This is a genomic window from Amycolatopsis sp. NPDC089917 (genome assembly GCF_040684635.1).
Taxonomy (GTDB): domain Bacteria; phylum Actinomycetota; class Actinomycetes; order Mycobacteriales; family Pseudonocardiaceae; genus Amycolatopsis.
In genome coordinates this window covers 23,930-32,868 of sequence record NZ_JBFBGL010000026.1, presented here as the reverse complement: position 1 = coordinate 32,868, position 8,939 = coordinate 23,930, and the positions used below count along the sequence as shown (strand labels likewise).

The window sequence follows — 8,939 nt, the reverse complement described above, 5'->3', positions numbered from 1 at the left end:
TGCGGCCCAGCCCGGTGTACTCGACCAGGGTGCGGAGATCGGTCGCGCCGTTCGCGACCGCGCGGATCACCGCGAGGCCGCGGGCCCACGACCGACTTCCCGGTTCATGGCATGGACGAACCAACTGGCCACGATCGAACACAGTGCTCACGTGCGCCCGTGGACCGTTCCGGCCTGGCCTCTCCTACGTGACCGAGGTTGTGCCCCAGGAAGCCACGCGTTCCCGGAGCTCCACAGCCCACCAAACAGGATTTGACGGGGCGAGCTCGCGCATACACTTGACGATGGACGGGACAGGCAGGCTCAGGTCCGATTGCCGATCACACAATCCCTGTGAGCCGTTCGTTGACTGGTCGGCCCCGGCAACCCCTGCTTACGTCCGCGACACGCAGGCACGCGGAGATACTCCCCAAGCGGCACTGGACAAAGGCACCAGGTCCGGGTATCCGTCCGTAGCGCCGACCACCCGCTCGTCAACCACGTGGAGCTCGAAGCGCCGGAGGTCGTAGCCTCCGGCGTTCCATGCCATGTCACTTGTCTCGAAGCGCCACTCGCACCCGGTGACACGCTCCCGCACCAGCCAACTCAGTCCGCCCACCTCCTTGACCTGCACGTCTCGTAGCCATCGATCATCCGACCTCGACGAGGATAGAACAGATGTTCGCTTGGCGGTGGCAGGGCGCCCCCGCCGCCCGTATGCGCTCTGCGAGAACCGGCACGATCGTCCGGGTCCTCGGGCTGACCGACGCCACCTCGGCGTCCACCGATGGAAGAATGTCAGCCTGACAGGTGAGGCGGCTGCGGTATTCGGCCGAGAGGCGCCTCCGACACTACATCGGGTCACGGGAGGGACACGAATAGTGAGTGACGTTTCGGGGATGAGCGGCCCTCTACTGGCCTTCAACTTCCTGCCGGTCAAGTTCACGAGCGGCGCGTTCAAGGGCGGGCTGGTCGACTTCGTGTCACATGAGCACCTTGACTCCCTCCGCGCGGAGCTGGCGGAGACGCACGTGGTCTCACGTACACGCGGAGGCGTCGCCTGCATACCGCTGACGGACGACGCGGAGGAGCGAGGGACGCCAACCACGTTCGTCACACGCGAGTACCAGCGGCTCACGATGAAGCTCGTTCAGCAGGCTCTGATGCGGTCGGTCGTCGAGTGGGGGTACAAGCTGCAGAGCCCGCGCAGGGCAGCCTTCGTTTCCCGGTCACCCGACAAGGATCTGCTGGTTCGGGCAAGCGGCAACACCATGCCGGGCGCCCTCTCAGATCTCCACGTATACCCACAATATTCCCTGGACAGCAGGACAATCGGGCCGAACGGTGGCCCTGGCGTGATCGTCACAGTGAAGACGCGCTACGAGATCGACCTAACCGTCGAGGAGCTGATCACTCGAGGGGTCGCCGTCCGTGGTCTCTACGTGGTCGGCGACAACGGGACCTATCAGCCGTTCCCCGACATGGACCCCTATGGCACCCGCCGGACCGTCGGAGCGATCGACCGTGTCGACGGCACGGACCTCGTCCTCCGTGACGCGCCTGGCGCAACACGGATCCCGGCCGGTGAGGCTTGGCTGGAGAGCCGCCGTGAGGTCTTCAACAACGTGACCACTTCGCTGGGCGGCGCCGGCGGGGCCAGGATCCTCAGACAGCTCGACCAGGAAGCGTTCGGCCTGATGGGCGCGTCCGGAAGGCTCAAGAAGACCACGGAGATCGCCAACTGGTTGTCGAAAGATGGACAGTTGCCGATTGCCCGTGACCTTGCGGTGGTGTTGGGTCAGCCGGTCGGCACTTCTGACGAGTCGCGCGCAACGCGGTGGACCCGCTATGACGAGCCTGTTTTCACCTTCGACCAGGCAGGCGACAAAACCCACCGCTCCGTTGACCGCGGCCTGAACGCGTACGGTCCCTTCGACGTTGAGTTTTTCGCCAAGAAGAAGCCGCGCATCGCCGTCGTCATGCCCCGGGAGCACAAAGGCATCGTCGAGAACTTCCTGACCAAGTTCCTCAACGGTGTGCCCGGTGATGGCGTCTTCAGCCAGGGCTTCATCCGCAAGTACCACCTCACAGGCTACGAGATCCATCTGGAACCCTTTGACGGCGGCCCGACCGATGCTCGCGCTTATCGCGAAGCCTGTCAGTCGGCGCTACAGTCCGGGGAGATCGACCTGGCCATCGTCATCACGAGCGAAGCCCAGGTCCACCTGACCGGCAACGACAGCCCGTACCTCGTCGCGAAGTCGGTCTTCATGGGACAGGGAGTCCCGGTCCAGGAGATCCAAGTCGAGACGGCCAGGATGGACAAGCTGGCTCACCCGCTCAACACCATCGCGCTGGCAAGTTACGCCAAACTCGGCGGTATCCCATTCGTCATCGCAGCCCCGCGCGCTCTCGCTCAGGAGCTGGTCATCGGCATCGGCAGCGCCCACGTCAAGGCCAGCCGCAATGCCGAAGCAGAACGGGTCGTCGGCATCACCACGGTGTTCTCCGCGGACGGCAACTATCTGCTCTCAAGCACCTCTCGCGAGGCTGACTACGACGAGTACCCCCGTGAGCTTCTGCGGTCGTTGACCGAAAGCATCAACGCCATCAAATCCCGAAACGCATGGGACCCCACCGATGAGATCCGGTTGATGTTCCACGTGTTCAAGCCGCTGAAGGACGCGGAAGCGACCGCGGTCAAGGACCTCGTCCGAGACCTCACCGGGCGGTACGCCAAGGTCGAGTTCGCCTTCGTGCAGATCAGCACCGACCACGACTGGGTGATGTTCGACCGTGCCAGTACCGGTACGTCCGGTAGTCGCGGCCCGGCCAAGGGGTACCTCGTACCGGAACGTGGCTACGCCGTGCCGATCGGACGTGACGAGATGCTGGTGACCGTCAGCGGGCCGATGGACATCAAGAGCCCTCTCCACGGCGCGCCCAAGCCGATGCGCTTGAAACTCCACCGCGAGTCGACCTTCACCGACATCGAATATCTCTCACGGCAAGCATTCCGGTTCACCGCGATGTCGTGGCGGCGGATGTACCCGTCGAACAAGCCGGTCACGATCCTGTACTCGGATCTCATCGCAGGCCTGTTAGGCCACCTTCGCCACGTACGGAACTGGAACGCTGACGCCGTCACCACGAAGCTTCGTTGGAGCAGGTGGTTCCTGTGACCGCGCCGGCATCGGGCGGCCCCGTGCCACAACTGCTGGCGACCCAGATCGCGCGCCTGGAACAGCTGATCCTTTCCGCGAACCTGCCCGGCCACCTCGACGGCCTGCTCGCCTACCACATCCTCGGAGGCAAACACCCAAGCATCGTCTGGAACGTCGACCCCATGACGCCGCAGTGGCTGCGGGACAACGATGACCGTCTTGGAGATGCGCCCGGATTGGCAATCCTCGGCTACAGCCTCGCCGAGTTCCCTTCGACCACCTCTCTACTCGGCCGCCGCCACCTCACCGACGGACTACCGGGTCTCATGCGAAAAGACCCCTTCCAGGCCGACGGCGTCACATTCGTCAACGACCCACGCCAGGTCGTGGGCCTCGCCCTGGCAGCCAACGCCGTGCACGAGACCTTGCCCCAGGCCAGAGCTTGGCTGACCGAAGTACTCCTCGACCCGCGCTTGCGCCCAGCGACCCCGCTGCTCGCGATCTTCCAACAGCACGCACGCCACCTCATCGGAGCGACGAGCGTCTTCCGACCTGACGTCGGCTCGATCAACGATCCGGTCGAGCTCGCCGGGGTGCACTGGCTGGCCGCCACCGGGTCCGGCTCCGTCGAGCTTCCCGGACCGGAGGAGTTGGACGGCCTCCGCACCCGGCTGCTCAGCGGCCTCCTGCTCGAACAGACCGAAGTGACCTCAGCCCCACGGGCCGCCCTGATGCTGGCCGCCGCCATCCACATCGTCACGGCCGGCGCGCACGACCTCGTTCTGTCCCGGAGTCACGTCGGCGTGCTCCTGAGCAGATTCGAAGACGCCATGAGGCAATGGCGCCACGATGACGAGACGCTGCAAGACCCCATCCGCTGGCCGATCAAATCCGAACGAGAAGTCCAGAACATCGTGTGGCTCATCCTTCGCACGGCCTTCGAAGACCTCGTCGACGAGGAAACCCTTCGGAAGCTCGGCCACAGCACCTACCGGGCCGACTTCGGCATTCCCTCACTCGGATTACTCATCGAGGTCAAGTACGCGCGGAAAGCAGCGGACTTCAAGGCATTCGAAAAAGAGATCATGCAAGACCTCTTCGGCTACCTGACCGACAACGAGCCCTACCGCAAACTGGCCGTGTTCATCTACGACGAGTCCTGTTCCGTGCAGGAGCACGGCATCACCCGCAACGCGTTGCTGAAGTTGCCGGACATCACCGATGTCGTCATCGTGTCTCGCCCCAGCCACTTGCCTGTTCCCGACCGCCGCAAGCCCACCTCGTGATCATCAGCGCCGGACCACGAACCCGGACCTGAGCCCGCGAACGTTCAAGCGAAGGGGCAGAAATCACGTCCACGCCCGCCCATGACCTGATCGCCGATGGCCATGCTCCCGATGGCCGACAGCCGATCGGCGACAAGCATTCCGCTTTCGGCGGCGCTCTCGTCGAGGTCCTGGACGCGAATGGAGCCGACTATCTGCGTGCCGATCCGCGCGACGACGATTTGCCCTGCCTTCGTGAACTCCCGGATTTCCTCGACGTTCGTGCGCGGTGTGCCGGGTACCCACAGGCCATCCTCGGCAGCCGCGTACACCTGGTTCACGAGTGCGGCGATATGCGCCATCGTCCGCTCGTCAGCACTGGCCTCGGGCGGCAGCAACTCGACCTCGATGTCGGTGGACATGTTCATGGAATACCCGGCTTTCAGCGGCTGTTCGTCTTTCGGTCGGCTAACGAAACTATAGCAGCGGGATAGTCATCCCGTTCGTTATCTCCGGCGCCGTCGTCGGCGTAGGCCAGAAACTCACTGTGAGCGGTTCGGTACTCCCGCCAGTACTTGACCGGAGTGCTTGGCCGCGCCCTGAAATCCGTGTGTGTCAGAACGAGTTCGTTCTTTGCCCGCGAGATGGCAACGAAGAACTCCGACGTCGCGGCATCGCCCCAGAAGAGCTCCTGCTCGACACCGAGCACCACAACCTTCTCGAACTCCAGCCCCTTGCACTTATGAATCGTGAGAACACGGACGGCGTCAAGCTCGGCCAGCCGCTTGAGCGCCTTGACCGGATCCCCATCCACGGCAAGCTCCTTGCCGAATGCCTCCAGCGCGTTCTCGATCACGTCATCGAGCCAAGTGCCCTGCTGATAAGCGGGCGCCAGGGTGTTGAGCACCGGACGTGACACCAGTTCCAGGAAAGCTGAGATGACAGGCCGCCAAGTATCCAGATCTTCCTTGGCAAATGATGGGTTGCACACGGTCGCTCGGGAATCTCGCAGGAGTCGCTTGAGCTGACTGTCGAACTGAAGCGCCGCCTCTTCATTTGCGCCGTGACGCGCGGCGACCCGCATGAGTTCGGCGTAGGCGTCGGGTCGTCGGGCGGTCGTGATCACACGGATGAAGTTGAAGATCAGGGCCGCGGCCGGTTCGGCGGCGAGATCCTGACTGTCCTGTTCGTTCCGGTACGGGATACCTCGATCATGAAGCTCTTCCCCGAGGAACTCGGTCACCTGCTGGGACTTTTGGCGGACGAGTACCGCGATTTCGCTCGGCGGCACGTCTGCTGTGAGCCAGCCTTCGATCAGGTCGGCAACAGCTTCCGCCTCGTCGACCTGACTGTCGAAGTGCAAGACCTGGATGACGCCCTCGTCTCCGACGAGCTCCTTGTCCGGGCTGGCCGCGGCTAGATCCATCTCCTTGATCATGCGGTTCTGCATCCTGCGCAGGCGCGGGGCGGACCGGAAGTTCTGGTAGAGCGGCAAGGGCATGCCATTGAAGTCGTCGGCGAACTTCTTCATGATTCCGTGGAGCGCGCCGGCCCAGACCATGATGCGCTGCTTCACATCGCCGACAGCCGTGAGAATCGCCTCGGTTCCGAGGAACGCAGTACTGACGAGCTCATACTGATCCTTGGTGGCGTCCTGAAACTCGTCGAGAAACACGTGGCTATAGGTCTGCCGGAGCGCTCCTCCGGCGAAGCGGCTGCTACCCAAGATCTCCAGCGCCAATGGTACCAAGTCGTCAAAGGTGATCTGCTTGCGCGGGATCCGATCATGCGTGTCGAGCGTGTAGTCCGGGTCGAGAGCGTCCTCGCCTGTCAGCAGCACCCGGTAGTTGTCGATCAGTCGCTTCGCGAAGGCATGAAAGGTGAAACTGTCGAAGCGCGCCGCGTACTGCCTACCCGATCGAGTGCGCACCCGGTCTCGCAGGTTTCGCGCGGCGTCCACCTTGAACGAGATGGCGAGGATCCGACGCGGGTATGGGCACGCTCCGGTACGGAGGAGGAAGTCCGCGCGTTGGGCCAGCAGCTCGGTCTTGCCCGCCCCTGGCCCGGCGGCGACAACGACATTGCGATCGGTCGTGGTCACAGCCGTGAGGGCATTGGGCTCGAGCTTGAGTCCGTCGACGGGCTGCCAGTCTTCTTTCCGGATCACTCGGGAAGCTCCGCGAGCTTCTCCCGCACCCGTTCGACGAGCCTGCTCAGCACGTCAGGGAGCCCCTCCAAGAGTTCCTCGTCAGTCAGCGTGGACAGAGCCGCGAGATGCGTCGCTGGTTTGCTCTTCAGGTCGAACTTGGCATGGTAGTCGTCGAACAACTCCAAGACGTCGCCGTCGAGCCTCGCCTCGTTAGCGTGACTCTTCCCGAGCACCGCGACGATCGTCGACTCGTCCGGCTCGACCGGATCCACCTCGTAGGCATCTGGGTATGACTCCAGCATCATCAGATCCAGGTCGACCGGGTGAGAGAAGAAAACGTCTCGCCGCTCCAGCACCGCGATTGCACCACGGTCGGGCTTGTAGGCCGGGAAATCGCGGTCGTCGTTCCACTTCGGCAGGGCGTCGATGTCCTCCTTCTTGAACGGAGGCTTTGCACTGACCTTGTTGACCTGCCGTTGCGCGTTGCGGACGCGACCCCAGCCGCCGTGGTAACGGCCCGAGTCGAGGTCGAGCAGCGTGACGTACGGAATCTCAAGCTCATTGAGCAGTCGCCAGAAATGGTTCACGTGACGACCGCCCAGCGGCACCACCGAGACCGAGGCGTCGTCCTCGGCGATCCCATGCGCTGCCAGCACCCGCGGTAGAACGACCAGCTCGCTATCGCCCTCGCCGAGAATGACCAGCCGGGAGAAGTAGAGTTCCGGATAGGCCTGGACGGCCTCCCGGACATACTTGGATGCCACTTCGTCGTCATCGGGGAGAACGATGTGATGCACCGTTGTCTCACGGTCAGCATTGAGGCGCAGGAAGCAGATCGACTCGGGGTGCACCCGACGCAAGAGCGTCGGCGCATGGGTCGCGATCAGCGCTTGAACGTCGCCGTCTTCACAAGCCCCGCGCAACTGCCGAATGACTCGGCCAAGGTACTGCGGTGCGAGGCTGTTCTCGGGTTCCTCGAGCGCGATGACGGTGTGGACCGGCGGCCGGAGGCGATCAGGGTCGAGTGAGGTGTCCTTGCCACTCAGTACCCGCCTGGCCAGTGCCTGCCATGCCAACACCAGTGAGATATAGAGCAGCGACTTTTGCCCATCGCTGAGACGCTCAAAGGGAAGCGGTGTTCCCTCGTGGGACGGTGAAAACGTCATAGTCAGCTGGCGCAGGACTCCCTCAAGCTCACCACGCCCGAAGGCGATGGACGGATCCTTGAAGAACGCTCCAGAGTGGAGGCCAGACCACTCCTCGGCCAACTGGTCCCCGATCGTCGCGACAGCTACGTTGGCGACGAGAACGTCGGTGATGTCAGTCATGAGGCCGGCAAGCGCCTCGCGCTCGGAACTCCAGTCAGCGGCGCGCAGGATGCGACCGATGAGCGATGTGGTGGTGTACGAAATGTGGTCGGCTGGATCGCGGCGGGCCGGCAGATAGTGGACCTCGATGTGCCCTCGGTCGTAGCGAGACATCTCGGCCCTGCTGGTTGGCTCACCTTCCTCGTCAGCCTGAAGGACGTACTCAATCGTCTCGTCAATCTCGCCGTCCACCGCGAGCACAGCCGTCAAACGCACACGGATGCGGGGCACGCCGTCTGGAGTCTCAAGCGCCATGTGCGAGAAGTTCGGTGGGATCGACGCGTGCTGTCCATCGTCTCCGGCCTCCGGAAACTCGATGTCGACTTCGAGCCAGAGGACTGGCTGCTCGGCGTGGACTTCGCTAGCGATTCGGGCAACCGGGACATGGAAGTCCTCGATCCGCACGATACGCTGAGCAGTAAGAGGGCTGAAGAGTCGCGACAGCGCCTCAAGGACGGCCGTCTTGCCCGCCCCGTTCGGGCCGAGGATGTAAGTAAGTTCATCGAGGTCGATGGTGGTCGGTGCAGAACCAAACGACTGAAAGTTCTTGAGGCGAATCTGACGGATCTTCATGTCTGGTTCTTCAGCTCCTCAGCGAACGGAAGTTCCGAGCATCGACCGAAATCAGCTTCACCTGTGCGACTCCTTGCACCGAGCCGCAGCTCGAACCTGTGATCACCATGATCAGTGTTACACAGAGTCGTACTTTCAGGCCAGGTGTTACACCGAGTCGGAAGCGCCTGCGTGCCAAACGACACCCGCCATAACTTGGCCACAGTGGTGGGTGTGTCAGATAGTGACACACCCGCAGACCGATCCGGCGCGCCACATTCAAGGTGTCCAGACAACCGGGGGAAGCTCAGGCGGACTCCTCAAGAAACGATCGGCCGCAGGCCCGAGAGTCGCCCCGTGGAGAGAGACACCCGACGAGGGCGTCGGCATCCGCCCTGAATCGAGAAGAGACAAACACGAGAGCTAGTCTGTTTACCACCTATCCGGCCATGAGTCCGGTAAG

At 63.2% G+C, this 8,939-nt stretch carries 5 protein-coding genes; 2 read left to right on the top strand and 3 right to left on the bottom strand.

From position 1 onward, the window contains the following. Positions 1–878: 878 nt before the first annotated feature. Positions 879–3,161, top strand: a complete 2,283-nt coding sequence (locus AB0N89_RS20120) for a Piwi domain-containing protein (RefSeq protein ID WP_364206511.1) — start codon at positions 879–881, stop codon at positions 3,159–3,161. Beyond that, a complete protein-coding gene (locus AB0N89_RS20115; protein ID WP_364206509.1) occupies positions 3,158–4,429 on the top strand; it encodes a hypothetical protein in 1,272 nt (423 codons plus the stop codon). The genes AB0N89_RS20120 and AB0N89_RS20115 overlap by 4 nt, the downstream gene beginning before the upstream one ends. A gap of 44 nt (positions 4,430–4,473) precedes the next feature. Here the strand turns inward: AB0N89_RS20115 and AB0N89_RS20110 are convergent, their stop codons facing one another. Genes AB0N89_RS20110 through AB0N89_RS20100 form a run of 3 tightly spaced genes read right to left on the bottom strand, consistent with a single transcriptional unit; the run spans position 4,474 to position 8,497 of the window. Continuing rightward, positions 4,474–4,830: a hypothetical protein gene (locus AB0N89_RS20110; RefSeq protein WP_364206507.1), complete on the bottom strand. Its 357-nt coding sequence runs from the start codon at positions 4,828–4,830 to the stop codon at positions 4,474–4,476. 20 nt (positions 4,831–4,850) lie between these two features. Further along, complete coding sequence (locus AB0N89_RS20105; protein ID WP_364206505.1) at positions 4,851–6,575, bottom strand: ATP-dependent helicase; 1,725 nt, start codon at positions 6,573–6,575, stop codon at positions 4,851–4,853. Next, the gene (locus AB0N89_RS20100; RefSeq protein ID WP_364206503.1) at positions 6,572–8,497 is read right to left on the bottom strand and encodes an AAA family ATPase; all 1,926 of its coding nucleotides are present in this window, start codon (positions 8,495–8,497) and stop codon (positions 6,572–6,574) included. Before AB0N89_RS20100 ends, AB0N89_RS20105 begins: the two co-directional genes overlap by 4 nt. Positions 8,498–8,939: the final 442 nt, after the last annotated feature.